At 61.8% G+C, this 26653-nt stretch carries 23 protein-coding genes and 1 pseudogene; 6 read left to right on the plus strand and 18 right to left on the minus strand.

The window, feature by feature from the left end:
• Nucleotides 1–32: 32 nt before the first annotated feature.
• On the minus strand, nt 33–1130 hold the full coding sequence (nspC, locus tag FB009_RS02210) for a carboxynorspermidine decarboxylase (protein WP_101804687.1): 1098 nt from the start codon (nt 1128–1130) through the stop codon (nt 33–35).
• 144 nt (nt 1131–1274) lie between these two features.
• Nucleotides 1275–2588 carry a 3-hydroxyacyl-CoA dehydrogenase gene (locus FB009_RS02215; protein WP_145161410.1) on the minus strand — a complete coding sequence of 438 codons (1314 nt, stop codon included), beginning with the start codon at nt 2586–2588 and terminating at the stop codon, nt 1275–1277.
• Nucleotides 2589–2692: 104 nt separating this feature from the next.
• Between FB009_RS02215 and paaG the strand changes: the two genes are divergently transcribed.
• A complete protein-coding gene (paaG, locus tag FB009_RS02220) occupies nt 2693–3484 on the plus strand; it encodes a 2-(1,2-epoxy-1,2-dihydrophenyl)acetyl-CoA isomerase PaaG (protein WP_024311048.1) in 792 nt (263 codons plus the stop codon).
• A gap of 58 nt (nt 3485–3542) precedes the next feature.
• Here the strand turns inward: paaG and FB009_RS02225 are convergent, their stop codons facing one another.
• The 15 genes from FB009_RS02225 to melA (FB009_RS02295) form a co-directional block, all read right to left on the minus strand.
• Nucleotides 3543–4043: an acyl-CoA thioesterase gene (locus FB009_RS02225; RefSeq protein WP_162305094.1), complete on the minus strand. Its 501-nt coding sequence runs from the start codon at nt 4041–4043 to the stop codon at nt 3543–3545.
• Complete coding sequence (paaZ, locus tag FB009_RS02230) at nt 4043–6109, minus strand: phenylacetic acid degradation bifunctional protein PaaZ (RefSeq protein ID WP_024311049.1); 2067 nt, start codon at nt 6107–6109, stop codon at nt 4043–4045. The genes FB009_RS02225 and paaZ overlap by 1 nt, the downstream gene beginning before the upstream one ends.
• Before the next feature lie 33 nt (nt 6110–6142).
• Nucleotides 6143–7219 carry a 1,2-phenylacetyl-CoA epoxidase subunit PaaE gene (gene paaE, locus FB009_RS02235; RefSeq protein WP_145161413.1) on the minus strand — a complete coding sequence of 359 codons (1077 nt, stop codon included), beginning with the start codon at nt 7217–7219 and terminating at the stop codon, nt 6143–6145.
• Nucleotides 7220–7242: 23 nt separating this feature from the next.
• Nucleotides 7243–7767: a 1,2-phenylacetyl-CoA epoxidase subunit PaaD gene (gene paaD / locus FB009_RS02240; protein ID WP_127580631.1), complete on the minus strand. Its 525-nt coding sequence runs from the start codon at nt 7765–7767 to the stop codon at nt 7243–7245.
• 9 nt (nt 7768–7776) lie between these two features.
• Nucleotides 7777–8562: a 1,2-phenylacetyl-CoA epoxidase subunit PaaC gene (gene paaC, locus FB009_RS02245; RefSeq protein ID WP_024311051.1), complete on the minus strand. Its 786-nt coding sequence runs from the start codon at nt 8560–8562 to the stop codon at nt 7777–7779.
• Nucleotides 8562–8846: a 1,2-phenylacetyl-CoA epoxidase subunit PaaB gene (gene paaB, locus FB009_RS02250; protein ID WP_018210058.1), complete on the minus strand. Its 285-nt coding sequence runs from the start codon at nt 8844–8846 to the stop codon at nt 8562–8564. The genes paaC and paaB overlap by 1 nt, the downstream gene beginning before the upstream one ends.
• A 17-nt stretch (nt 8847–8863) precedes the next feature.
• The gene (gene paaA / locus FB009_RS02255) at nt 8864–9865 is read right to left on the minus strand and encodes a 1,2-phenylacetyl-CoA epoxidase subunit PaaA (RefSeq protein ID WP_024311052.1); all 1002 of its coding nucleotides are present in this window, start codon (nt 9863–9865) and stop codon (nt 8864–8866) included.
• 183 nt (nt 9866–10048) lie between these two features.
• Complete coding sequence (gene paaX / locus FB009_RS02260) at nt 10049–10966, minus strand: phenylacetic acid degradation operon negative regulatory protein PaaX (RefSeq protein ID WP_024311053.1); 918 nt, start codon at nt 10964–10966, stop codon at nt 10049–10051.
• Between the two features lie 194 nt (nt 10967–11160).
• Complete coding sequence (locus FB009_RS02265) at nt 11161–11508, minus strand: DUF992 domain-containing protein (protein WP_234705472.1); 348 nt, start codon at nt 11506–11508, stop codon at nt 11161–11163.
• Nucleotides 11509–11969: 461 nt separating this feature from the next.
• Nucleotides 11970–13343 (minus strand): alpha-glucosidase/alpha-galactosidase, encoded by a 1374-nt coding sequence (gene melA, locus FB009_RS02270; RefSeq protein WP_024311054.1) that lies wholly within the window; start codon nt 13341–13343, stop codon nt 11970–11972.
• Between the two features lie 33 nt (nt 13344–13376).
• Entirely contained in the window at nt 13377–15047 is a 1671-nt protein-coding gene (locus FB009_RS02275) for an ABC transporter ATP-binding protein (protein ID WP_145161416.1), read from the minus strand.
• A gap of 11 nt (nt 15048–15058) precedes the next feature.
• Nucleotides 15059–16186, minus strand: a complete 1128-nt coding sequence (locus FB009_RS02280) for an ABC transporter permease (RefSeq protein WP_011969769.1) — start codon at nt 16184–16186, stop codon at nt 15059–15061.
• Nucleotides 16183–17196 (minus strand): ABC transporter permease, encoded by a 1014-nt coding sequence (locus tag FB009_RS02285; RefSeq protein WP_024311056.1) that lies wholly within the window; start codon nt 17194–17196, stop codon nt 16183–16185. Before FB009_RS02285 ends, FB009_RS02280 begins: the two co-directional genes overlap by 4 nt.
• Before the next feature lie 116 nt (nt 17197–17312).
• Nucleotides 17313–19394: an ABC transporter substrate-binding protein gene (locus tag FB009_RS02290; RefSeq protein WP_011969767.1), complete on the minus strand. Its 2082-nt coding sequence runs from the start codon at nt 19392–19394 to the stop codon at nt 17313–17315.
• Between the two features lie 201 nt (nt 19395–19595).
• Nucleotides 19596–21068, minus strand: a complete 1473-nt coding sequence (melA, locus tag FB009_RS02295; protein WP_024311057.1) for an alpha-glucosidase/alpha-galactosidase — start codon at nt 21066–21068, stop codon at nt 19596–19598.
• A 194-nt stretch (nt 21069–21262) separates the two neighbouring features.
• On the opposite strand from melA (FB009_RS02295), the gene FB009_RS02300 reads away from it, so the two are divergent.
• Entirely contained in the window at nt 21263–22198 is a 936-nt protein-coding gene (locus FB009_RS02300; RefSeq protein ID WP_011969765.1) for an AraC family transcriptional regulator, read from the plus strand.
• Between the two features lie 68 nt (nt 22199–22266).
• Nucleotides 22267–23346: a LacI family DNA-binding transcriptional regulator gene (locus tag FB009_RS02305; protein WP_011969764.1), complete on the plus strand. Its 1080-nt coding sequence runs from the start codon at nt 22267–22269 to the stop codon at nt 23344–23346.
• Here the strand turns inward: FB009_RS02305 and FB009_RS02310 are convergent.
• Nucleotides 23329–23436 (minus strand): annotated as a pseudogene (locus FB009_RS02310) (type II toxin-antitoxin system VapC family toxin); the annotation flags it as partial. The gene FB009_RS02305 and the pseudogene FB009_RS02310 sit on opposite strands and share 18 nt — an antisense overlap.
• 142 nt (nt 23437–23578) lie before the next feature.
• On the opposite strand from FB009_RS02310, the gene FB009_RS02315 reads away from it, so the two are divergent.
• From FB009_RS02315 to FB009_RS02325, 3 genes are all read left to right on the plus strand, one after another.
• A complete protein-coding gene (locus FB009_RS02315) occupies nt 23579–24853 on the plus strand; it encodes an ABC transporter substrate-binding protein (RefSeq protein WP_145161419.1) in 1275 nt (424 codons plus the stop codon).
• Between the two features lie 85 nt (nt 24854–24938).
• The gene (locus FB009_RS02320) at nt 24939–25838 is read left to right on the plus strand and encodes a carbohydrate ABC transporter permease (RefSeq protein ID WP_011969762.1); all 900 of its coding nucleotides are present in this window, start codon (nt 24939–24941) and stop codon (nt 25836–25838) included.
• The gene (locus tag FB009_RS02325; protein ID WP_018012358.1) at nt 25835–26653 is read left to right on the plus strand and encodes a carbohydrate ABC transporter permease; all 819 of its coding nucleotides are present in this window, start codon (nt 25835–25837) and stop codon (nt 26651–26653) included. The genes FB009_RS02320 and FB009_RS02325 overlap by 4 nt, the downstream gene beginning before the upstream one ends.

Below are 26653 nucleotides of genomic sequence, written 5' to 3' on the forward strand. Positions count from 1 at the left end.
ATACCTCCTTCTACCCGTCTTTACCTGAAGCCTCAGGAGAGGCTCTTCTCGAAATCCGCGTAGGTGAATTCGCGGACGGTCCTGACGCTTCCGTCAAGTTCCTTGATGGCGATCGCCGGCATCTTCACGCCGTTGAACCAGTTCTTCTTGACCATCGTGTAACCGGCGGCATCCTGAAACGAGATGCGGTCGCCGACCTTCAACGCGTCGGCAAAGCGGAACTCGCCAAAGACATCGCCCGCGAGACAGGACTTGCCACAGATCATGTAGCTATGCGGCCCCTCGTTCGGCGAAACCTTGGCGGTTTCGCGATAAATCAACAGGTCCAGCATGTGCGCTTCGATCGAACTGTCGACGATGGCGAGATTTCTACCGTTATAGAGCGTGTCCAGCACTGTCACTTCGAGCGTCGTGCTCTTTGTGATCGAGGCCTCGCCCGGTTCGAGATAAACCTGAACGTCGTAGCGGTCCGAAAACGCTCTGAGCCGCGCCGAGAAGGTGTCGACCGGATAATCATCCCCGGTGAAGTGAATGCCGCCACCGAGGCTCACCCAATCGGCGCGTTCGAGCAGCGAACCAAACCGTTCCTCGATTTGCGCAAGCAAGCAATCGAACAGGTCGAAGTTCTTATTTTCGCAGTTGTTATGAATCATGAACCCGTTGATCCGATCCATGACACGCTCGACCTTTGCCACGTCCCATTCGCCAAGCCGGCTGAAGGGACGCGCCGGATCCGCAAGGTCGAAGCTCGACGAGCTCACCTGCGGATTGAGGCGCAATCCGCGCGCGATCCCCGCGGCTCTTTCCGCATAGCGTTCGAGCTGCGAGATCGAGTTGAAGATGATCTTGTCGGCATGCAAAACGACTTCGTCGATCTCGTTGTCGCCATAAGCGACGCTGTAGGCATGGGTTTCCTTGCCGAACTTCTCGCGGCCGAGCCTCACTTCGAAGAGCGAGGAAGACGTGGTGCCGTCCATATAGTCACGCATGAGGTCGAAAACCGACCAGGTGGCAAAACACTTGAGAGCCAGCAAAGCCTTGGCGCCGGACTTCTCGCGCACATGGGCGATCTTCTCCATGTTGCGGATAAGCTTGGACTTGTCGATGAGATAATAGGGCGTCTCGATCAAGGCAGGACCTGTCTGTTCTGAATCCGAAAGGGGTCCTCCTAGGAAAATGGGGGCGCTTCTGCAACCCGGCGCGGCCTACCCGGGACAAAATGCCCGACCCGCAATCGAGTCAAATGCCTGACCGGAAACGCGTTCCCATGCGCGCTACCTCAATGCCTCCGAGAAACGGCCTTGGGCGGCAGCCCGGACGAGCAGAGTGCTAGGGGGATCGGCGAGACCCTTCTCGGCAAAGGCGCCGAGCGCTGCGACGATCCGGTCGAGACCCTGGGACTGCGCATGATGCATCAGACCGCCCCGCCAGCGCGGAAAGCCATAGCCATGAATCTCGACGAGGTCGATATCGGATGGCCTGAGAGCCGTTCCATCCTCGACGATCCGCGCCGCCTCGTTGACCATCGGCCAGAGAATGCAGTCGATGATGGACGCCTCGTCCCAATCAAGGCGCGGCCAACCCTGTGCCTCCTCCTCGATGAGGCGTGCAACTGCCTCGGAAGGCAGCGGTGTGCGGTGGCCAGGCACGTAGTCGTACCAGCCGCCGCCACTCTTCTGGCCGAAGCGCGCGATTGCGCAGAGGCGATCGGCAACCGGCGCGAAAACCGGCAGCCCGCGCGCCCGGGCGGCGCGCCGCTGGAAGGCGGCGATATCGAGGCCGCCGAGATCCTGCGCCTCGAAAGGCCCCATCGGCAGACCGAAAGCGCGCATGGCGGCATCGACGGCGGAGGGAGTGGCGCCGGTGACGAGAAGCCGTTCGGCCTGGCTCCGCATTACCTTCAGGATTCGATTGCCTATGAACCCGTCCGAAATGCCGGCGCGCACGGGAATTTTGTTCAGCATCCGTGCCAGCGCGAAACCGGTCGCCAGCGCCTCGGGCGCGGTCGCCCCCGTGGGGACGATTTCGAGAAGCTTCATCACCTGCGCCGGACTGAAGAAATGCAGTCCGAGGAAGCGCTCCGGGCTCGCAATGCCATCGGCGATGCGCTCGGGGTCGAGATAAGACGTGTTCGTCGCGAGAACGGCGTCGTGCCGGCACGCGGCCCCCACATTTCGAAAGACATCGCGCTTCACATCCAGGTCCTCGAAGACGGCCTCGATGATGAGATCCGCCTCGGCGAGCACTGCGTAATCGGTCGCGCCTGTGACGCGGGCCAAGCGCTCCGCCGCAAGCCCGGCGGAGATGCGGCGGCGTTTTACCGCGCCGTCGAAAATTGCGCGGAGCCTTGCCAGCGCGCCTTCCATCGCCGCCTCGTCGCGCTCGACGATAACGAGAGGAAGACCGGCGTTACAAAGCGCCGCGGCTATGCCGGTCCCCATGGTGCCGCCGCCGATCACCGCCGCCGAGCGGATCGGTCGCGGCCCCACGCCGGCAAGCTCCGGCGCGTGTCTGGCCACCCGTTCGGCGCGGAAAACGTGGCGAAGAGGATTGCCGGCGGTGGCAAGCGCGACCCTGCCTCTATGCACGAGTTCAGGGCCATGATGCTCATCCTCCGTGGCGCCATGATTGACCGGCCGGCCGGTCCATGTAAGGCTTTCAAGGGCGGGAACCAGCTGGTGCAGGAGGAAACATGTCCGCTTCCGACACCGTTCTGTGGGCGTTTGAGACCGGCGTTCTGCGCCTGACGCTCAACCGACCGGACAAGCTTAACGCCTTCAACGAGGAGATGCACCTCGCGCTGCGTGCCGGCTTCGAGCGCGCCCATTCGGACGATGACGTGCGGGTCGTGCTCCTGACCGGGGCCGGGCGCGGTTTTTCCGCTGGCCAGGATCTTGGCGATCGCGATCCGCACGGCGGCGGTACGCCGAATCTCGGCCATACGATCGAGACCTTCTACAATCCGCTCCTGAGGCTGATCCGCGCGCTGGAGAAACCGGTCGTCTGCGCCGTCAACGGAGTTGCGGCGGGCGCAGGCGCCAATATCGCCTTCGCCTGCGACATCACGCTTGCCGCCCGCTCCGCACGCTTCATTCAGGCTTTCGCGAAAATCGGGCTGATACCTGATTCCGGCGGAACCTGGAACCTGCCACGGCTCGTCGGCGAGGCGCGCGCCAAGGCGTTGACGCTGACGGCCGAACCGCTTGATGCAGAGACGGCGGCGAGCTGGGGGCTGATCTGGCGCGCCGTCGATGACGCGGCGCTGATGGACGAGGCTTTCGCGCTCGCCGCCAGGCTCGCAGCCGGACCGACCAGGGGTTTCGGCTTGACCAAGCGCGCCATCCAGGCGGCCGCCACCCATTCCTTTGACGAACAGCTCGACCTTGAACGCGACCTGCAGCGCGAAGCTGGCCGCAGCGCCGATTATGCCGAAGGCGTGACGGCATTCCTCGACAAGCGCAAACCGGAGTTCAAGGGCCGGTGACGGGCGCGGCGGGCCACATGCGCATACGCCTACATCGAAGGGCGCTCGTCCGTCTGGTCTAATCCACCACATCACGGCCGGTTTCCGCGACGGTCTTCAGCCGATGAGCAAATTCGCGGCGCAGCGTGCGCCGCAGTTCGGCCGCCTGGTGGCGGCGTTTCTCGGTTGCCGTCTCCGGACGGTACTCCGGCACCGCCACCGGGCGGCCCGCTTCATCGACGGCGACCATGGTGAAATAGCAGGAATTGGTGTGCCGTCGGGTGCCGGCACGGATGTTTTCCGCCTCGACCCTTATGCCGACCTCCATAGACGTCCGCCCGGCAAAATTGACCGCCGCGCGGAAAGTGACGAGTTCGCCGACAAGGATCGGCTCCTTGAAGATCACCTGGTCGACGGAGAGGGTGACCGCATATTGCTTGGAAAAGCGTGACGCGCAGGAGAAGGCCACACGGTCAAGCAGATTCAAAAGCGCACCGCCATGCACCTTGCCGCTGAAATTCGCCATGTCCGGCGTCATCAGAACGGTCATCACCAGATGTCGCGTCTCCTGATCCGTCATCATTTTTCCTCACCGCGCGCTTTTGCTACCATCGTCAATACATCATATTGCGCGACGGTCGCGCCAGTCTGGTTGGTGACGCAACAGTCCCAGCGCACCTCGCCATATTCGGTGTTCATCCGCGGACTGATCTCCTTGCAGGTGAGCCGGACCTGCAGCGCATCGCCCGGATAGACGGGCGCAAGAAAGCGCAGCCCGTCGACACCGTAGTTTGCGAGCACCGGCCCCGGGGCGGGATCGACGAAGAGACCGGCGGCGAGGGAAACGACGAGATAGCCATGGGCGACCCGCCCGTCGAAGAACGGATTGGCGCGCGCGGCTTCCTCGTCCATATGCGCGTAGAAGGTATCGCCGGTGAAATCGGCGAAATGCTCGATATCTTCGAGCGTCACCACGCGGGTCCCGGTGACGAGCTGATCACCGGTCCGCAATTCGGCGAGCGACTTGCGGAAGGGGTGCTCGCTCTCGTGCCGCCCCGGCGCACCTTTTATCCAGCGGCCCATGACGGCTGATATGAGGCCCGGCGGACCCTGAACAGCCGTGCGCTGCATGTAGTGTTTGACGCCCCGCATACCCCCCAGTTCCTCTCCGCCGCCGGCCCGGCCGGGACCGCCATGGACGAGACCCGGCAAGGGCGAGCCGTGTCCGGTGGAGGACTTCGCGCTCAATCGGTTGCCGATCAGCACACGGCCATGGAAGGGCGCCATGCCGATCACCAGTTCCTGCGCTGTATCGGGATCGTTGGTGAAGACGGAGGTGACGAGACTCCCCTTTCCGCGCCTGACGAGTTCGATTGCGTCATCGGTCGTTTCATAAGGCATGACGGTGCTGACGGGGCCGAAGGCCTCGATATCGTGGACCGCTCGGGCCGCGCTCGGCCTGTCGCAATAGAGAAGCACCGGACTGAGGAAGGCGCCCGCCTCCGCATCGCCGGAAACGAGCTGCGGCCTAGTCGGATCGCCGGCAACGATTTCCGCCTCCGCGGCAAGATCGCGGATGCGCGCCCTCACCTCCTCGCGTTGGCCGAGGCTTGCGAGCGGGCCCATTCGGACGTTTTCGTCAGCCGGAGCGCCGAGCGGAAGCCTGGCAAACCGCTCGCCGAGAGCAGCCACCAGAGCATCGCAATGGGCGCGTGGCACGATCACCCGGCGGATCGCCGTGCATTTCTGTCCTGCCTTCGACGTCATCTCGCGGAAGACCTCGCGGACGAAGAGATCGAACTCCTCCGTTCCGGGAGCCGCATCGAGGCCGAGAACAGCGGCGTTGAGACTATCGGCCTCCATGGTGAACCGCACCGAATTCTTCAGAATGGCAGGATGGGCCTTAAGCATGCGCCCGGTCGCAGACGACCCGGTAAAGGTCACCACGTCCTGATCGCCGGCATGATCGAGGAGATCGCCGGCCGAGCCGCAGACGAGCTGGAGCGCGCCTTGCGGAAGCAGTCCGGTCTCGATGATCCGGCGCACCAGCAACTCGGCAAGGTAGGCGGTCTGGCTCGCAGGCTTTATGATTGCAGGCATGCCTGCGATCAAGGTCGGCGCCAATTTCTCGAGCATGCCCCAACAGGGAAAATTGAAAGCATTGATGTGCACCGCGATGCCCTGAAGCGGCGTCAACATGTGCTGTGCGGAGAACGTTCCGTCGCGCGAGAGAGGCTCGACGTCTCCGTCCAGAAGCACGCGGCTGTTCGGCAGCTCCCGCCGTGCCTTCGACGCGTAGGAAAAAAGCGTGCCGATGCCGCCTTCGATGTCGATCCAGCTGTCCGTACGCGTGGCGCCCGTAGCGGTGGAGAGCGCATAGAATTCCTCCTTGCGCTCCATCAGGGCCTGGGCGAGCATCTTCAGCATCATCGCCCGCTCGTGGAGCGACATGCGGCGAAGCGCCGGTCCGCCCTTCTCGCGGCCATAGGCGAGCGCGGCGGCGAAATCGATACCGGTGGAATCCACGAGCGCCACCGGCGCGCCGGTCGCCGCATCGCAGAGCGTCACGCCGTCCTTGTCGCCACGCACCCAAACGCCGGCGACATAGCTCTCAAGCCTGCGTGGCCGGTCTGTCACCATACCCATCGGATGCTCCTCCCCGGCTCTCCCCGGTTTCGTTCACTCGTCGTAGCTGACGAAGACGCGATCGCTCAGCGGATAGGACTGGCACATCAGCACATAGCCCTGCTCTACCTCGTAATCCTCGAGCGCGTTGTTGCTCTCCATTTCCACCTCGCCTTCGAGCACCTTTGCGCGGCATGACGAGCAGACCCCAGCCTTGCAGGCATAAGGTGCATCCATCCTGTTTTCGAGCGCCGCTTCGAGGAGGCTCTGCCCCCGTTTCGGAAGGGTGAAGCTGCGCGTGGCTCCGTCGAGAGTCACGGTCGCTTCGCAGCGCGACCCTCCATCGGTGCCGGCGGGGCTTGCCGTCCTTCGGCGGGCGCGGCCAGGCTGGGACGAACCGAACAGTTCGAACCTGATCCGGCTGTCGCTCACACCGTGAGCGCGAAGGGTTGCGGCGACCGCCTGCATCATCGGTTCGGGGCCGCAGATGAAGGCGATATCGGCTGACTTCACGTCGATCCAGTGCCGGAACAGGGCAGTGCATTTTTCCAAATCGAGCCGCCCGCTGAAAAGATCGATGTCCTGGGCTTCGCTCTCGAGAATATGCAGCACCGAGAGGCGGCCGAGATAGAGGTTCTTGAGGTCGTCCAGTTCCTCGCGAAACATGATCGAGCTGAAGTGGCGATTGGCATAGACCAGCGTGAATGCGGACCGCGGTTCGCGCGCGAGCACCGTTTTGACGAGCGAAAGCACCGGCGTGATGCCGCTGCCGCCGGCGAAACCGAGATAGTGTCTGGACACCTCCGGTTCGACAGGCACGAAGAAAGTCCCCATCGGCGGCATCGCTTCAAGCGTGTCGCCGGGCTTGAGCACCTCATTCGCCCAGTTGGAAAAGCAACCTCCGTCGACGCGTTTGATGCCTACCCTCAAGGCGCCCTCGCCGAGGCCGGAGCAGATCGAATAGGAACGGCGCAGTTCCTCGCCGTCGAATATGCGGCGGAAGGTCAGGTATTGCCCCTGCGTGAAATCGAAAGCGGCGCGGTCCTCATCGCGCGGCTCGAGCGTGACGACGACCGCATCGCGCGTCTCGCGCCGGACTTCGGTGACTTGTAGGGGGTGAAAACGTGCCATTCAAACGGTCTCCCGGCACCCCTTCAGATGCACTTGAAATAGTCGAAAGGTTCCAGACAGTCGCGACAGCGATAGCTCGCCTTGCAGGGCGTCGAGCCGAACTGGCTGATCTTCTCGGTCCGCCCGGAATTGCAGCGCGGACATTGGACCGTCAGGGGCGCGCCACCGGCAAGGCCTGCGATCCTTTCCATGAGCGTGCTTTCGGCGGTGGTGCCGTCTATAGGGGCCGCGATGCCGTAGTTTCCAAGCTTCTCGCGGCCCTCGGCACTGATCCAGTCGGTAGTCCAGGCGGGTGAGAGCCGGCGCTCGAGCCTGACATTCTCGATGCCTTTCTCCTTCAACGCCCGCTCGATGTCTTGATTGATGACCGCAGTTGCGGGACAGCCAGAATAGGTGGGCGTCACCGTCACCACCAGCGCCTCGCGATCCCAGGCGACGTCGCGGATGATGCCGAGATCCGTCACCGAGATGATCGGAATTTCGGGGTCCGGCACGTGCGAAAGCCAGTTCCAGACATCTTCGATCGAAGGGCGTAGCGCCGTTGCCACATGAGCCTCCTACCAGCTGGCACCCGGATAGGCGCGCTGCAGGAACTGCATCTCGGCGAGCACATAGCCGAGGTGCTCCGTATGGAGGCCGCGCTTTCCGCCCCTGTGCATATAGCCGTCCTGCGGTTTTCCGAGCGTCGCCGCGCAGAGTGTTTCTGCGACGAGCGTATTCCATTCGGGCTTTAGGCTTTCCGGCTCCGGTGCCAAGCCGGCAGCCGCAAGGGCGGCGTCGTGCGCCTCGTTCACGAACATCTCACCGGTATAGGACCAGAGCTCGTCCAGCGCCTTTTTCATCCGGGCATGGCTTTCCGCCGTGCCGTCGCCAAGGCGGATCACGAGATCACGGCTGCGTTCGAGGTGATAGGCCACCTCCTTCGAGGTTTTCTCGGCGATCGCGGCAATGCGGGGGTCGGAGGAAGCGCGGAGGCCTTTCAGCGCAAGATAGTGCCATGCGTCGAACAGGAACTGGCGCATCAGCGTCCTGCCGTAATCCCCGTTCGGCCGCTCCGCAAGCAAAAGGTTACGGAATTCGCGCGCATCCCGGAGAAAGGCAAGTTCGTCCGCATTGCGGCCGTTGCCCTCGACCTCGCCTGCGAGGCCAAGCCAGAGCTGCGTCTGGCCGATGAGGTCGAGCGCCGTATTGGCGAGCGCGATGTCCTCCTCGAGTGCCGGGGCATGGCCGCACCATTCGGAAAGGCGATGGCCGAGAACGAGCGTATTGTCGCCCATGCCGAGAAGAAACTCGAACAGCGCGGCCCGATCGACGGCCGCCTCCATCGCAATCGTCTGAGCCATCACATGTGCCCCACCTCATCAGGAATGTCGAAGAAGGTCGGATGGCGGTAGACCTTTGCGTTCGAAGGCTCGAACAGCGGTCCTTTTTCAGAGGGTGAGCTTGCCGCTATGTCGATTGAACGCACCACCCAGATGCTGACGCCCTCGTTCCGCCTGACATAGACGTCGCGGGCATTGTTGATCGCCATTTCCGCGTCCGGTGCATGCAGACTGCCGACATGGCGATGATTGAGGCCGTGCTGACCGCGGATGAAGACCTCCCAGAGGGGCCATTCGCTGGACATGTGTTCGCTCCCGAATTCTACTCGGCTGCAACAGACCGCGCACGGCGTGCCGTGGCTTTTTCGGCATGTGCCGTCAGGCCGTCCCGAAACCAGGCGCCGTCGTCCCAGGCCTGCCGGCGCGCCCCGAGGCGCTCGGCATTGCAAGGACCGTTGCCGGCGATCACCTCGAAAAACTCGTTCCAGTCCGGCTCGCCGAAATCGTAGCCGCCCTTTTCCTCGTTCCACGTCAGATCCGGATCAGGCACGGTGAGGCCTAGATACTCCGCCTGCGGCACGGTCTGATCGACGAATTTCTGTCGGAGTTCGTCATTGGAATTCTGCTTGATTTTCCAGGCCATCGACTGCGCCGAATGCACCGAAGCGTCGTCGGACGGGCCGAACATCATCAGCGACGGCCACCACCAGCGGTCCAGTGCGTCCTGCACCATGGCTTTCTGCGCAGTTGTGCCCTTCACCATCTTCATCAGGATGTCGTAGCCCTGGCGCTGATGGAAGCTTTCCTCCTTGCAGATGCGGACCATCGCCCGCGCATAGGGGCCGTAGGAACAGCGCTGCAGCGGCACCTGGTTCATGATCGCCGCACCATCGACGAGCCAACCAATGGCGCCGATATCCGCCCAGGTGAGCGTCGGATAATTGAAGATCGAGGAATACTTGGCCTTGCCGGAGTGAAGCTGGTCGTAAAGGGCATCTCGGCTCACGCCCAATGTCTCGGCAGCGCAGTAGAGATAGAGACCGTGACCCGCTTCGTCCTGCACCTTGGCAAGCAGGATCGCCTTGCGCTCGAGCGTCGGCGCCCGGGTGATCCAGTTGCCTTCCGGAAGCTGGCCGACGATCTCGGAATGGGCGTGCTGGCTGATCTGGCGAATAAGCGTCCTGCGGTAGCCTTCGGGCATCCATTCCTTCGGCTCGATCTTCTGACCCGCATCGATCCGCTCCTGGAAAGCGCGCTCACGAGGATCCATCTCGCTCCGGCTTTTGATGCGGGGGGCGTCCGTCTTCACCATTTGAGCATACATGGCCTCTTCCTCCGCTGGACGCGCCCGTGAATGATGACGACGCTTGTATGCAACTCCTTCGAACGCGTGACCGGCAGGCCCGATACAGACCCTTCTTGAATCTAGCGCAGGACATGTCACAGTTCAACGACTGAATCACGGTTTTTTGTGACATTAAATGCCGGGGGATGCCACAGCAATAGGTCAAACGGATTTACAGCCGCTCGCGGGAACACCTTCCCTCCGCAGCATCCGAAACCGTTCCTCGGTCGCTCCCGTGGAGGCTGCCAGCGGCCCCGAAGCCGCAACGAAGTGCTGCGCCGCATGCAGGTCAGCCGGATGAGAAAGATTGAGGTAGAGCCTGGCGAACAGCCGGCGGGCCTCGTCACCCGGCCAGCCTTCCGGGAGGGTTTCGGCAGGCAGGCGCGGATCGCGCAGCGCCACAAAGCGGAACTGATGCACCAGCAGGAGGCGCGCGGTAAGACAGTCCGCAGGTGTCATCGACCCAGCATCGGCAGGTGCTGCAAGCGATTGAAAGGAGCCGAGAAATCGCCGGTACGCCTCTGCATGGGGTGCGAGATCCCACGAGGCCGAGGCGAACGCCTTCAACTCTTCCGCACCTTCGGCAATCTCCGCTCTGAAGACCAGCGCGGGCATGATCGCGGTCGGGAAAGGCCGCACGCCGATTGCAAGCCGAGGGCTCAGGCGCGCATGGCCGGATCGTTCGAGCATCAGCATCCGGTCCTCGGCCGATGAACCCATCAGCTGCACGAAGTGCCAGCTCGCCTCCTCCGGAAGGCCGAAAATAACCCGCGCGGCGCCGGCGAACTCCGTACGCGCGGCATCGGTGAGGCGGTAAAAGCTGCGCCGTCCCTCCCGCTCTCCGGCAAGCCGCCCGGCTGCAACGAGGCGGGATACGGCGGTTCTCACAAGCGTTTCGCTGATTCCGACACCGGCGCAGATCTCGATCAGGTTGCCGATCCAAATCGCGCCGCCGCGCGGCTCGACCACGTCCCCATAGATGGTGACGATGAAGCTCGCGGCTCGGAGGGGCACTTCATCCAGAATTTCCCGGATGGCCTTTGAGCCCGCCTTTGCCGAGTTGTCGCCCTGCGCCTGCATTCCACCACCGTCTCTTGTCCAATTCCCTGCATGTTTCCTTTAACTGCAGGCCATTCAAGAACAAAACGCGCGAACAATCAAAACACGACAGCGCCGCGCGTCTGATAAGACGCGCGGCGCTGTCGTTAACTGCCTCGAACCTGTTGCAGTGTTCGCAAACGCGGAGGCCAATTGGGGCAGTGGCTTCGTGCCGATTACTTCACCATCGTCAACTTCACGCTGGCGATTCCAACGGCAACGTTCAGGCCGGTTTGCCCGTCGATCTTCACCGGCTGCAGCGCGATTTCCTTTTCCGAGCCGACCAGGGATTTCGCGCCCAGACCCAGGCCCGCTGCGAATTCGGCAGAAAGCCCGGAATAGGTGCTGGCAAGAGCACCCTTGAGCTTGGTTTTCGGCTTCGCATAAACCTGCCACACGACGCGGCTTTCCGCCGTTACGCCGATATCAAGACCCAGCTTGTCGATCGTGCCGCTATATCTATGCGGCGACTTCTGTCCGTCGGCCTCGAAAACGCATGTCAACGCTTTCGAAGAACCGACCACCAGGCCAATGCCTGCTGCGATATCGCCGAGAGCGTCCCACGCTTTACAAACCCGGCCTGTGCCTGCTCCTTTGCCTCGTCGGCCATCGCGCCGGACAATGCGACGGCACTTAGAGCGATGCCTCCTACAGTCGCGCGGATCAGGATGTTACGGAATCGGTCATCATAAATGCTTCCTTATTATGGGGTTACCGCCTTTGAGTCAGGCATTGGCGAAAGCAGGCTTGAAGCCGCTAAGACCAGTTTCGGAAAGCGCGTAACTGTCGCAACACATGACTGGCGTCTGCTGCTTGCGCTCCGTATGTTGGCTGTCCCACATCGCCCAGACCACGTCTATTGGACTACAGGCTTGCGCCCGGTCCTAGGCCTAGACCTTTCCTAATGGAAAAGGCTATAGAAACGTGACGGCCCCGGGACCGTTCGGTTCCGGGGCCGTTCCGGTCGCCTGACCGGGAGAAGAAGTCAGGCGGCCGCTACCTTCTGCGCGACGCCGGCCCATTCCGGGATCCAGTCGCGGTGCGCAGTGAGCAGATCGTCGACAAGGGACCAGATCTGGTCGAGGTCGAGCTCGGCGGCGGTATGCGGATCCATCATTGCCGCATGGTAGAGATGCTCCCGGTTTTCAGTGACGAGCGCCTGAACCGTCAACTCCTGTACGTTGATGTTGGTGCGGATCAACGCCGTGAGTTGCGGCGGCAGCGCGCCGATATGGGTCGGCTGAATACCCGACTGATCGACGAGACACGGCATCTCCGCCGCGCAGTTTTCCGGCAGCGAGGTGATGCAGCCATTGTTTCTGAGGTTGCCGTAAATCACCGAGGGCTCGCCGGTCCAGACCGAGTTCATGATCGAGGAGGCATATTCGCGGCTCTCTGCGACTTCCATCGTCTCCGCCTCCTTGAAGGCGGCCGCCTGGCCCTTCCAGCGCTCGATCTGCTCGATGCAACGCTTCGGATACTCGTCGAGCGGAATCCCGAATTTTTCGATCAGATCGGGGCGCCCCTCCTTGATGAAATAGGGCGTGTACTCGGCGAAATGCTCCGAGCTTTCGGTGACGAAATAGCCGAGCCGCGTCAGCATTTCGTAACGTACCTTGTTTGGGCAGCGCGGGTTCCAATGGCTCGGCTTCGGAAAGCGCCCCTCGCGGTAGCCGCGGATAAGGTCCGGATAGAGATCACGATAGCTGCCGTCCTTCTGACGGTGCTCGAATTTCAGATAGAAGGCCATGTGGTTGATGCCGGCGGCGCGATAGCGGATCTCCTCGAGCGGTATCTCGAGATCGCGGGCGAGTTCATAGGCCGTGCCCTGCACGGAGTGGCAGAGGCCCACCTGCTTGATGGCCGGATACCTCTCGGCGATCGCCCAGGTGTTGATCGCCATCGGGTTTACATATTGCAGGAGGATCGCCTCGGGGCAGACCTCGAGCATGTCCTCGCAGATCTTCCAGAGATGCGGGACGGTGCGCAACCCCCGCATGATGCCGCCGACGCCGAGCGTGTCGGCGATCGTCTGGCGCAGTCCGTATTTTTTCGGCACCTCGAAATCTGTCACGGTGCATGGCTCGTAGCCGCCGATCTGGAAGGCAACCACGACGAAGTCCGCTCCCGTGAGCGCCTTGCGCTGGTCGGAGTGCGTCTCGATCCTGGCGCCGGCGCCCAGCGTGCGCGCCAGCTTGCCCGCGACGATCTCGCTTTCCGCCAGGCGCTCCGGGTTGACGTCCATCAAGGCGATGGTCGCGGCCGAAAGCGCCGGGCGCTGCAAGATATCGCCGATAATGTTCTTCATGAACACGGTGGAACCGGCGCCGATGAAAGTGATCCTGGGTTGTCTCGTCATGGAATAGCCTCTGGGAATAGCCTCTGTTCGAATTCACGCAGCCACTTCGAAGGCGGCCTTTACCAGCCGCTCCGTGTAGGCAGTCTTGGGTCTGTTGAGAATTTCGCTTACGGGCCCCTCTTCGACGATCTTGCCGTTCTGCATGACCGCCACGCGGTGGCAGAGCGCCCGCACAACTTTCAGGTCATGGGAGATGAAGAGGTAGCTCAGGCCCCGCTCGTCCTGCAGCCGGCGCAGGAGCTCGATGATCTGCGCCTGCACCGACAGGTCGAGCGCCGAGGTCGGCTCGTCGAGCAGAATGAATTCCGGCTCGAGCGCGATGGCGCGCGCGATCGCGATGCGCTGGCGCTGGCCGCCGGAGAACTCGTGCGGGAAGCGCGACAGGATATTGGCGGGCATGCCGGCGCTGACGAGCGCGTCCTCGACGCGCTTCAGCCTGTCCTTGCGGCTTTCGCCAATGCCGTTGACGATCAGCCCTTCCTCGATGATCTGGCCGACCGACATACGGGGGTTGAGTGAGGAAAAAGGATCCTGAAAGACGATCTGGATCTTCGAGCGAAGCGGCCGCATCGCCTTGCGGTTTTTGTCGTGGATCGGTTCGCCCTCGAAATAGACTTCGCCGCCATCGGTGTTGATCAACCGGATCAGCGCCTGACCGAAGGTGGTTTTGCCGGAACCGGACTCTCCGACCAGCCCGAGCGTCTCGTGCCGGCGCAGATTGAGGCTGAGGCCGTCCACCGCGATGAGCTCCTTGTATTCCGGCCTGAAAAACCCGCCCTTCTTCAAGGTGAAGGAGACGCGGACGTTTCTGCCGTCGAGCATGATCGGCGCGTCGGCGGGCAGCGGATTGGCGGAGCCGGACGGCTCTGAGGCAAGCAGCCGGCGCGTATAAGCGTGCTGCGGATCGACAAAGAGCGCTTCCGTCGTGTTGTGTTCCTTCACCTCTCCAAGCTGCATGACATAGACATAATCGGAAAACTGGCGAACCACCGTCAGGTCATGGGTGATCAAAATCACCGCCATGCCGAGTTCCTGCTGCAGCTTGCGGATGAGATTGAGAATCTGCGCCTGCACGGTGACGTCGAGCGCCGTCGTCGGCTCGTCGGCGATCAGCACGTCCGGATCGTTGGCAAGTGCCATGGCAATCATCACACGCTGGCGCTGACCGCCGGAAAGCTGATGCGGGTATTGGTTCAGGCGCGCTTCCGGGTCCGGGATCTGCACGTGGCGCAAGAGCTCCAGCGCCCGCTCCGCAGCAGCGCGGCGGCCGACGCGCCGATGGGCGCGGATCGCCTCGACGATCTGACTGCCGATCGTATAGACCGGGTTCAACGAGCTCATCGGCTCCTGAAAGATCATTGAAATGCGATCGCCGCGCAACGCCCGGCGTTCTCTCTTCGAAAATTTCAGCACGTCCTTGCCATCATATTCGATCCGCGCTTGCGGCGCGATCGTAGCGCGTTTCGACAAGAGTCCCATGACGGTGCGCGCCGTCACCGACTTGCCGGAACCGGATTCGCCGACAATCGCCACGGTCTCTCCGCGATAGAGCTGGAAGGAGACGTCCTTCACCGCCTCGACCGTACCGTTTTCGTCCTTGAAGCTCACGGCGACCCGGCGGGCGTCGATGACCGGTCTCGCTTCCTTCGTGTGGCGGTCACGCCGTTCTTCCGGTGCCGGGACAATGCTTTCGATCGTAGCCATCGGCGTGCTCCTCAATAGGGGTCGATTGCGTCGCGCAAGCCGTCGCCCAACGCGTTGAAGGCAAAGACGGTGACGAGCACGAAGGCGACAGGCGAGAGGATCCAGGGATAGGAACCGATCGCCGAATAATTGGCCGTGTCCTGCAACATCAGCCCCCAGGAGATCAGCGGCGGCTTGACCGCAAAGCCGAGGAAGCCGAGGAAGGATTCAAGCAGCACCACCTGCGGAATGGCGAGCGTCACGGCGACGATGACGTGGCTCATCACATTCGGGAAGATGTGCTGGAAGATGATGCGCCGATCCGTCGCGCCGATGGCGATCGCCGCCCGCACATATTCGATCCGGGCAAGCGCCAGGGTCTTGCCGCGCACCTCGCGCGACATCTGCGCCCAGCCGAGCGCCGACATCACGATGATGACGAAGGCGAGGAAGACGTTGGTCGGCGCTGTAACCGGAATCAGCGAGGCGAGCGCCAGATAAAGCGGCAATTGCGGAAAGGCGAGCACGAGTTCGACGAAGCGCTGCACCCAGGCGTCGAAGCGACCGCCGAAATAGCCGGAAACCATGCCGACCGTCGTGCCGACCACCGTGACGATGAAGACAACGGTGAGCGCAATCATCAGCGAGATGCGCGATCCGTAGAGAATACGGGACAGTACGTCCCGGCCGAATTTGTCGGTGCCGAGCAGATGCACCGGCGTTCCGTCGACTGCGCCGAAGAGATGGCGCTCGGCCGGGATCAACCCGAAGAGCCGGTACGGAGCGCCCTTGACGAAGAAGCCCAGCACCTGTGGATTTTCGTAGTCGGGGCCGATGATCGGCTGGAAGGTGATCGGATCGAGTTCCTCCGTCTCCCGCACCGGATAGCTCCGCGGCGGAAAGACGAAATTGCCGTCCTTGTCGCGGAAACTGATCGTCTGGGGCTGCGCGAAGGCGACATCCGTCACCTTCGGATCCACCGGCGACAGGAAATCGGCAAAGACGGCCATCAGGATCAGCAGGCAGACGAGGATCAGGCCGAGCAGGCCGGTCCAGGAGCGCTTCAATCGGCGCCATACGAGTGCGGAGTAGCTCTCGTGGTGGTGCTTTTCCTCGGGTTCGACGGCCAGCGGAAGCGTACTTCCTACTTCGATGGTCATGCGTATGCCCCCCCACGCATGCGTACGCGCGGATCGAGCGCGGCGAGCATCATGTCGGCTATGATGTTGCCGACGATCAGCGTTGCGGAAAGGACCAGCATGAAAGTCGCCGTCACATAGACGTCGCCTACCCACATGGAGCCCACGATCGCCGGACCGACGGTCGGCAAAGCGAAAATGATGGCAGTCTCGATCTCCCCGGTCAGCATGTAAGGAAGCACGACGCCCTGATACATGATCAGCGGATGAAGGGCATTCGGCACCGCATGGCGCATGACGACCGCGCCCTCGCTCAGTCCCTTGGCCCGCGCCGTCTCGACATACTGCGCATTCAGCGTATCGAGGAGATTGCCGCGCATCACCCGCATGTTGTAAGCGAGCCCGCCGAAGGTGGCGATCGCGACGACCGGCCAGACATGCTTCACCAGGTCGACGAATTTGTCCCAGGACCAGGGCGCCCCGCCGTAGCGCGCCGAATGGAAGCTGTTGATCTCGCTCACATTGAAATGGAAGACGAGAATATAGACGATGATCAGCGCCATGAGGAAGCGCGGCACCGTCATTCCGAGGAACGATATGGTCGAAAGCAGGCTGTCGATCCAGGAATATTGCCGCGTCGCCGCGATGATACCGAAGGCGATGCCGATCACGGATGCAAGAATGTGGCAGACCAGCGCCAATGCCAGCGTGCGCGGCAGACGCTCGCCGACGACGTCGGCGACCGGCTTGTTGTAATAGAGGCTGTGGCCGAAATCCCCGCGCGTCACGATGCCCGTTATCCAGTCGACGTACTGGATAGGCAGCGGCCTATCGAGACCGTGCTCCTTGCGGTACGCTTGCGCCTGGGCGTCGGCTTCCTCGAAAGAAGCGCCTCCCTGATTGATGAGTTGCGAGCGGATGTAGTCGCTATAGTCTCCGGGCGGTGCCTGGATGATGCCGAAGGTCACCACGCTCAAGACGAGGAGCACCGGAATGGCAGAGGCGATGCGGACGAGCAGAAATCTGAACATGCCGTTTCCTTCTGTCTTAGAGTGCCGCGAGACGATGCCTGCACCGGCTCGCGGCGGCCTGAAGGGCTTGCACCCCTGCCCCCTCCTTTTACGGAGCCGGCAGGGGCGGTTCAGTTTCAGTTGATCGGGCCGCTTTCGCCGGGCTTGCCGGGAAGCTGCTCGGGATAGAGCTCAAAATCGCCCTGCTTGTCGGCGGCAACGAAGACCCTTTCGCGGATGATCGTGTCTTCCGCCCAGTTGAACATGAAGATCGGCGCGCCCGGAGGAATGTTCGAGAAGCGCTTGTTGATGATCAGCGCGCCCGGATATTCCGTCAGGCCGACGGTATCGACATTCGTGGTCGCCACCTTCTGGTACTGCTTCATCAGCTCTGCGCGCTCGTCATTGTCGTTGCTGGCGATGAACTTGTTGACGATGTCGACGAGCTCCGTCTCGTGGGGCAAGGCGTCGACCTCGCCGCCTTCCGGAGCGCGGTGATGCCAGCTGGTGCGCGGGCCGGTCGGGGCGAGCTGAGGCGTGTTCTGCACAACGGAAGCGAATTCCGCCGTGTTTCTATGAATCATCCAATCGAAGCGGCCCGCATAATTTGCCGCGTCCCGCTGCTTGCCGTCGAGCGCATTCAGAACGATCCGGAGCCCGAGCTTTTCCATCTGTCCGACGATGCCTTCGGCAAGATTTCGGTCGGTGCTGTAGTCGGAATTGACGAGCAACACGATTTCGACGTCGCGGCCGCCAAGTTTGTCGGCCGGAAAATTGACGAAGCCGTTGCCGTCGGTGTCCTTCAGTCCAACCTTTTCAAGAAGGGCCTTCGCACCTTCGAGATCGTGGGGGTAGTACATGGTGGAGTTCCGGTCGTAGAAGCTCGTACCGGAGGAAAGCCCGCCCGGATAGATCGCCGTGAAGGGACCTTTTACCAGCGCTTCCCCCAGCTTCTTGCGGTCGACCGCCATGGTGACCGCCTTGCGGAAGTCGAGGCTGCGATTCAGCTCACGCACCTCCTTGGCGCGTTCATCGGGATCTCCCCAACCATTGCCGGAGAAGTTCATGTGCATGTTGTAGCCGATGACGCGCGGACCGAAGGCAAGCCGTGCCGGCGCGCTCTCATTGGCGGCTCGCTTCAGCGATTCAACGAAGTTTTCCGGCTGCTCCAGATTCGAGAAGTCCCCCGATCCGGCGATTGCCTGCACGTCTCGGTCGGCCCAGGTCGAGAGCTTGTAGTGAAGCTCATTGAGGTAGGGCAGCTGGTTTCCGGCCTCGTCGACCTTCCAGTAATAGGGGTTGCGGCGCAGCACGATGATATCATCCGGGCGGTAGGCGACTGGTACCCATCCGCCCATCACCGGCAGATTCAGATATTCGGCCGGGAAGCCGTTCTTGTATTCGTTATAGGTCGTGCCTGCATATTTCGGGTGCTTGGTCTTGAGGATGTGCGACGGGCCGGGGCAGAAGGTGCCATAGGCCATTGCGAAAAGATGCTGACGCGGGAAGGCCTCCTTGAAGGTCCATTCGACCGTGTATTTATCGACCTCTTTCAGCGTCGTTCCCTCGCCGAAGGTCTCGGGCGTCGCGCCGTTCAATGGCGAAACGCTCGGATCGAGGACATTGTCCTCCCAATAGAACATGACGTCTTCGGCGTCGAAGGGATCGCCGTCCGACCATTTCGCGCCCTCGATCAGATGCATGGTGAGCTTGTGGCCGTCCTCGGACCATTCCCAGCTCTTCGCCAGGTTCGGCAGCGGCTCCATGTCGTCCGCCTCGACCTGGAAAAGCGGTGCGGTGCGGGTCAGGCACTCGAACATTCCAATGTCGATGCCGCCCCATCCCTGGGTCTGGCCGGCACTGTAGTTCCAGCCTTCCGGCCGGCCGCCGATCACATGGCGCATGACATCGCCATAGACGCCCATTCCGTCCGGCATGTTGCCTGCTTTGAAGACCATCGGTTCTTTCGGCAGGCGCTCGGATAGCGGCGGCAGCTTGCCGGCCTTGACGAATTTCTCCGTGACCCATTCGGGCTCCCTGTACTCGGGCAGCGCCTTGAACTCGAGAATGGATTCGCGGGATACATAGGTGATTTTGCCCTGCGCCGGGAATGGCGGCTGTTCGGGCACGATCGTAGGCTCTGATGCGAAGGCCTGCACGGCAAATGCGGATATGCCGATCAGCAGGTACGCCGTTCTATTCGATCGATGTGTTTTCATTGTCCCAGGTTCTCCCTCCTGTCTTCGCCACGCCGGGGCGGCTGGCGCTCCTCCTACTGCATGTCTTCATTGCGCAGTCATTCCAACGCCAAGTGGTGAGCCCCAGTGGCTGCGATTGCCCCTCACCCCAGCCCTCTCCCCGCATGCGGGAAGAAGGTGGCGCCAGGCCGGATGAGAGGCAGCTCGCAGGCCGGGATAGACCTACCCGGCGGCACGCAGCTTCGCCGCTTCCTTTTCCGCGCGGATTTCCTCGATCGAGCGCACCTCGCGGCGCGCTGCACCCTTCCACTCCCGCGTAGCGACGGTGGCGCGGGCGAGCCTTTCCTTGGCCGCGTCGATCGCATGGGCATATTGCGGCAGCCATTCGGCCTGGGCGACGACCATTTCATCCACCATTTGCCAGACCTCCTCCGGCGTGCAGATAGCGCCGACCAGCGGGTCGTGCAGAACGGCGAGCTTCAGGAGATCGATGTCGCCCGTGATTGCCGCATGAACCGACATGCGCTGGACGTTGATCGAGGCAATGCAGGTGGCCGCGCAGGCCTCCGGCAAGGTGATGCCCGCCACCATATTTATGCCGAAGCGGTCGACGAAGCCCGGAGACTCGATTATCGCATCCGCCGGGAGGTTGGTGATTACGCCGTTGTTCTTGACATTGAAGTGGCCGCGATAGACGCGTCCCGTCTCGAGTGCTTCCAGAATGCGGCTTGCATGTTCGTTCGAGCGCTTGATCGTCGCCAGCGGCCGGCTCGCCTCTTCGAGGAAGCGCGGGTATTCCGTTTCGAACCAGTTGCGGGTCTCGGTCGAATAGCGGAGATATCCGCCGGTCTCGCCGTGGATCCAATCCGACATGTCGATCCATCTCGAAATCTCGTCGGGACGCTTGCGGTACCAGGGGAGGTATTCCGAAAGATGGCCGTTGCTTTCGGTTGAATAGACGCCGAAACGCTTCAACACGTCGATGCGGAGCTTCTCCTGCTGCGAGAAAATCGGATGCGCTTCGAAGGCGGCGACGAGTTCGTCCTTGCCGATTTTGCGGCCGCCAAGGCGAATATCCACGAACCAGGTCTGGTGGTTGATGCCGGAGCAGATGTAGTCGAGCTCACCCTCCCCGGCGCCGAGAATCTCCGCGATCTGCTCGGCTCCGTGCTGGACGCCATGGCAGAGCCCGACCGTGTCGACCTTGCCGTATTCGATCGCCGCCCAGCTGTTCATCGCCATCGGATTGGCATAGTTCAGGAACTTCGCGCCGGGCTCTGCCACCTCGCGGATGTCCTTGCAGAAATCGAGGATCACCGGAATGTTGCGCTGGCCATAAAGAATGCCGCCAGCACAGATCGTGTCGCCGACGCATTGATCGACGCCATATTTCAACGGTATCCGGATATCGTCGGCATAGGCTTCGAGGCCGCCGACACGCACGCAGCTGATGATATAGCGCGCGCCCTCAAGTGCCCTGCGGCGGTCGGTGGTTGCCGTCACCCGGGTGGGGAGTTTGTTGGCCTCCACAATCCGGTCGAGGATAGACTTGATCATCGCGAGGTTGTGCTCGCTCAGATCCGTCAGGGCAAACTCGACGTCGCGAAGCTCCGGCACGGAAAGAATGTCCGTGAAGAGCTTCTTGGTGAAGCCGATGCTGCCGGCGCCGATAATGGCGATCTTGAAGCTTGCCATGGCCCTGCTATTCCTCCTCAGGCTGCGCCAATCGCGCTAAAAGGGTAAAATCGGTTCATTGATCCGGTCTGAACCAGCGATGAGGCGTCCTTCTCTCCAAGCCCGCGTCAACGCCACGATACATGCATGTCTTGCGTCGTCCGTGGGCATTATGTGTATAATCGAATGCGCGACTAGAGAGGTATTGTGCTTTCATGGGTAATTCTGTGCTGCGGCATCTGATGGATCGTGGACCGGCAATGCGGACCGTTTCTCTGCCGCGCGGACGCCAAAGCCTGCATACGATGCCGACCAGTACCGGCTATGAGATCAGGACTGACGCGAGCTACGATTGGGACGGGCGCAAGCGCGGCCAGACGCCCTTCACCGTCCTGCAGCACACGATCGGCGGGGCCGGCAATCTGCGTTACGAAAGCCGCAGCTTCCGCGTGAGCCCGGGTGAGACGCTGCTCCTGCTCGTCCCCCACAACCATCGCTACTGGCTGGAGGACGGCGGGCGATGGGAGTTCTTCTGGATTTCCATGAACGGCGAAGAGGCGCTGCGCATCCACCGCGCGATTCTCGCCGTCACCGGTCCGGTGCTCAAGCTGCAGCCGGAAACCATCGAACACCTGGCTGACTGCAGCCTGCGCCTCATCACCGGCGGCGAGACCCCGGGGAGCGCCTCGGCGATCGCCTATGAGGCGGCGATGGCCCTCTATGACGATGTCTTCGGATCGCATCCGGTCCTGAGTGACGAATACCGCAAGATGCAGCACGTGATCGATCATATCCTAAGCAACCTCGACAAGCCGCTTCCCGTCGAGGAACTCGCGGGCATCTCAGGTTTGAGCCGTGCCCATTTCTCCCGCGTCTTCGCCGCGAGCGAAGGCATGCCGCCGGCGGAATTCGTGCTGCAGAAGCGCCTGCAAAGAGCAGTGAAGCTGCTGACCAAGACCGCGGATCTGCCGGTCAAGGAGGTCGCCATCCTGTCCGGCTTCGAAGATCCCAACTATTTCGCCAAGGTCTTCCGCCGCGTTTTCGGTGCGAGCCCGACCGAGTTCCGCACCACCGGCATGTATGCGAGCGTGCCTGCGACAGGCCGCCCAGGCGGAGTCGACGCATCCGTGAGCAAGCTCGCTCGCGGTTGATAAAACCACAATAAAAATTTACTAAACATACTCCAGCGCGGTATGGCAGACGGACGGGACGGAACTGAATGGTCACAATCAAGGAAATCGCATCGGCCGTCGGCGTGTCGTCAGCAACCGTCTCCCGGGTGCTCAACTATGATCCGACACTGTCCATTTCCACCAGGAAACGCCAGGCGATCATCGAAACGGCCGAGGCTTTGAACTATGCGACGCCGCGCAACCGCAACCGTGCCGCGGCTCAGGCAGTCGGCAGCGGATTGAAGATCGCGCTCGTGCACTTCCTAGACCCGGCCCAGGAACTCGCCGACCCCTATTATGTCGGCGTCCGGCTCGGCATCGAAAGCCGCTGTCAGGCCCTGAACAGCGATGTGGTCAAGGTCTTTCTCACCGGCAACACTCCTGAAGCGACGATCCTTGAAGGCGCCTCGGGCGTGGTGGCCGTCGGTCACTATTACGGCGACGAGCTCGAATGGCTGCGCCGCCACAGCCGCCATCTCGTGTTTGCCGATTATGCGCCCGCCGGAGACATGGAAGACACGGTACTCAGCGACGTCTCCCAGGCGATGATCCGGCTCCTGGAGGCGGTGCATGCCATGGGCTATCGCCGCATCGGATTCATCGGTTGGATCGACGCTTTCTACGGGCCGGACAACATTCATTCGGAGCGTCGCTGCCACACCTATATCGACTGGATGACCAAAACCGGGCTCTTTGATCCGGAATTGTGCCTGGTCGATCCGATGACTCCGGACAGCGGCTACAGGCTTGCCAAGGCGATGCTGTCGAAGCCCAATCCGCCGAAGATCCTCATCACCTGCAACGACAATATGGCGCTCGGCGCCTATAGGGCGATCAACGAGATGGGGCTCAGGATTCCTGATGATGTCGCAGTCGCAAGCTTCAACGACATTCCGGTCGCGCAGTTTCTCGGGCCGCCGCTTTCCACGGTTAAGATCCCGGCGGAACTGATCGGCGAAACCGCCGTCGACCTGCTGGTCGAACGCCTGTCCGGCCGCGAGGTCGCCAAGAAGGTGGTCTTTGGTACCGAAATCATCTGGCGCGCAAGCACACCGGCACCAACCGGGGCTGCAAACCCGGCAGAGCATATGGTGCCCGCAAGTTCCGCCTCAGAAGTCCCAGGGTGAAATCAACTCAAGCCCGGTCGTGGCAAAATCCGCCAGGTTGCGCGTTCCCAAGCGCCCTCCGTTCACTCTGGCTGTTGCCGCGAACGCCCCCACCCAAGGCGGTAAGCCCTTTGAAAAAAACCGCGGCAGGTAAAAATTTACTGAAAATATTGCATCGCCTTGCGTTTTGGGAAATACTTCCCGCTCGAGACAGAGAGGACTGTCTCAGGGAACACATTTTCGGGAGGAAACAATGGACATTCAGGCGCGTGCCTATCTGCCGCGTATCGCTGCTCTCGCTCTCGCAGGCGCGAGCTTTCTGGGCGTGTCTGCGGCGCAGGCCAAGGAAATCACCATCTGGTGCTGGGACCCGAACTTCAACGTCGCGATCATGAAGGAGGCGGGCGACCGCTACACGAAGACGCATCCAGACGTCACCTTCAACATCGTCGACTTCGCCAAGCTCGACGTCGAGCAGAAGCTGCAGACCGGCCTTTCCTCCGGCACCGCCGACGCGCTTCCCGACATCGTTCTCATCGAGGATTACGGCGCGCAGAAATACCTGCAATCCTTTCCGGGCGCCTTTGCGCCGCTCTCCGGCACCGTCGATTACTCCGGTTTCGCCCCCTACAAGGTCGAGCTGATGACCCTCGATGGTGAAGTCTACGGAATGCCCTTCGATTCCGGCGTCACCGGGCTCTATTACCGCAAGGATTATCTCGAAGCCGCAGGCTTCAAGCCGGAGGACATGCAGGATCTCACCTGGGATCGTTTCATCGAGATCGGCAAGCAGGTCGAGGCAAAGACCGGCAAGAAGATGATGGGCCTCGATCCCAACGACGCCGGCCTCGTCCGCATCATCATGCAGTCGGCCGGGCAATGGTATTTCCACAAGGAAGGCAAGCCGAACATCACCGGCAACGCGGCGCTGAAGGCAGCCCTCGAAACCATCGGCAAGATCATGCAGGCCAATATCTACAAGCCTGCCAACGGCTGGTCCGACTGGGTCGGTACCTTCAGCTCCGGCGATGTCGCGACCGTCGTCACCGGCGTCTGGATCACCGGCACCGTCAAGGCGCAACCGGACCAGTCCGGCAACTGGGGCGTCGCCCCCATACCGGCGCTCTCTATCGAAGGCGCCACGCATGCCTCCAATCTCGGCGGCTCCAGCTGGTACGTGCTCGAAAGCTCCGAGGAGAAGGCAGAAGCGATCGATTTCCTGAACGAGATCTATGCCAAGGACATCGATTTCTATCAGAAGATACTCCAGGATCGCGGCGCGGTCGGCTCGCTGCTCGCTGCCCGCGGCGGCGCGGCCTACGAGGCCGCAGACCCCTTCTTCGGCGGCGAGAAGGTCTGGCAGAACTTCTCCGAATGGCTGGCGAAGGTTCCCTCGGTCAATTACGGCATCTTCACCAATGAGGCGGATCTCGCCGTTACCGCGCAGCTCCCAGCCGTCACCCAGGGAACGCCCGTCGACGAAGTGCTGAAGGCGATCGAGGCCGAGATCGCCGGCCAGATCCAGTAATCGCGAGGGCGACTTCCGCGAACCCGGCCGTGGCTTGATCCAGTCACGGCCAGTATCCCCTGCTACTCCCTTGGTGAGGTTGACGATGGCACTCGTACGCCGTGCCGGCATCGGCCGGTATTATGACGTCAATGGCTGGCTGTTCGTTGCACCGGCCCTTGGGCTGATCGCCCTTTTCATGATCTATCCCATCGCATGGTCGCTCTGGATGTCGTTCCAGTCCGGCCGCGGCATGACCATGAAATTCGCCGGCTTCGCAAACATCGTCCGTCTGTGGAACGACCCGGTCTTCATCAAGGCACTCACCAACACGATGACCTATTTCGTCGTGCAGGTGCCCATCATGATCCTGCTCGCGCTGATCCTGGCGTCTCTCCTCAACAATCCCCGACTCGTCGGCCGGGGGCTTTTCCGTACGGCGATTTTCCTCCCCTGCGTCAGTTCACTGGTCGCCTATTCGGTGCTCTTCAAGGGCATGTTCGCAACCGACGGCATCGTCAATTCGACGCTCCAGGCGATCGGTCTGGTCGCCTCGCCCATTCCGTGGCTGACGCATCCCTTCTGGGCGAAGGTGCTCGTCATTCTGGCCATCACGTGGCGCTGGACCGGCTACAACATGATCTTCTATCTCGCCGCCCTTCAAAACATCGACAAGTCGATCTACGAGGTGGCGCGGATCGACGGTGTGCCGGCCTGGGCCCGCTTCACGCACCTGACCATCCCGCTCCTGAAGCCGGTCATTCTCTTCACCACCATCATTTCGACGATCGGCACGCTGCAGCTTTTCGACGAGGTCTACAATCTGACGGAGGGCAAGGGCGGCCCGTCGAACGCCACGCTCACGCTGTCGCTGTACATCTACAATCTGACCTTCCGATTCATGCCGAACCTGGGTTATGCGGCGACGGTCTCCTATGTCATCGTCGTCCTCGTCGCGCTCCTCGCCTTCGTGCAGTTCTTCGCAGCAAGGGAACGCGACAGATGAACGGAATTGGACGCTTCGCGGCAAGCGCCGCCACCTATGGCTTTCTCGGCCTGATGGCCTTTCTGTCCATCTTCCCCTTTATCTGGATGGTGCTGGGAGCAACCAATTCGTCGATCGATATCATCAAGGGAAAGCTCCTGCCGGGCGCAGCCTTTGCAACCAATGTCGGCAATTTCTTCACGCTGGTGAACGTACCGCTCGTCTTCTGGAATTCCGCAAAGATCGCCATCCTTGCAACCGTGCTCACGCTCGCGGTCTCCTCGCTTGCCGGCTACGGCTTCGAGATGTTCCGCTCGCGAGGCCGCGAGCGCGTCTATCGGGCGATGCTGCTCACGCTGATGATCCCCTTCGCTGCGCTGATGATCCCGCTCTTCGTCATCATGGGCAAGGCGGGTCTCATCAACACGCATATCGCCGTCGTCCTGCCCTCGATCGGTTCGGCCTTCGTCATTTTCTATTTCCGGCAGAGCACCAAGGCCTTCCCGTCGGAACTGCGCGACGCGGCAAAGGTGGACGGGCTTAAGGAATGGCAGATTTTCCTCTTCATCTACGTGCCGGTCATGCGATCGACCTATGCGGCTGCCTTCGTCATCGTCTTCATGACCGCCTGGAACAACTATCTCTGGCCACTGATCGTGCTCCAGACGAACGAGACAAAGACGATCACGCTGGTCATTTCCTCACTCGCCTCCGCCTACTACCCCGATTACGGCGTCGTCATGGTTGGCACGATCCTCGCAACGCTGCCGACGCTTGCCGTCTTCTTCTTCATGCAACGCCAGTTCGTCCAGGGCATGCTGGGCTCAGTCAAATAG

Origin of the sequence: Sinorhizobium medicae (genome assembly GCF_007827695.1) — a bacterium.
In the GTDB taxonomy this organism is placed as follows: Bacteria; Pseudomonadota; Alphaproteobacteria; order Rhizobiales; family Rhizobiaceae; genus Sinorhizobium; species Sinorhizobium medicae.